Origin of the sequence: Methylobacillus sp. MM3 (assembly GCF_001645185.1) — a bacterium.
In the GTDB taxonomy this organism is placed as follows: domain Bacteria; phylum Pseudomonadota; class Gammaproteobacteria; order Burkholderiales; family Methylophilaceae; genus MM2.
Window position 1 is genome coordinate 1 of record NZ_LXTQ01000046.1, and the last position, 386, is coordinate 386.

At 53.1% G+C, this 386-nt stretch carries 1 protein-coding gene; it reads left to right on the top strand.

Features of this window, described 5'->3' with window-relative positions:
* On the top strand, positions 1 to 386 hold a 386-nt coding region (locus A7976_RS11860; protein ID WP_305791278.1), incomplete at both ends, for a ribonucleotide reductase N-terminal alpha domain-containing protein.

The window sequence follows — 386 nt, forward strand, 5'->3', positions numbered from 1 at the left end:
GTTTACCCACGCACACACCAGCGGTTTTCGTTTCCAGACATTCCTCGGGGCATGGAAGTTTTACACCAGCTATACGTTGAAGACATTCGACGGTAAACGTTATCTGGAAGATTTTGCCGATCGAGTAACGATGGTGGCGCTGACGCTGGCACAAGGCGATGAGACGCTGGCGTTGCAACTGACCGATGAAATGCTGTCAGGACGCTTTCAGCCAGCCACGCCAACATTCCTCAACTGCGGTAAGCAGCAGCGCGGCGAACTGGTTTCCTGTTTTTTGCTGCGTATTGAAGACAATATGGAGTCGATTGGTCGGGCGGTAAATTCCGCACTGCAGCTGTCGAAACGCGGCGGCGGCGTAGCATTTTTGCTGTCGAATCTGCGAGAAG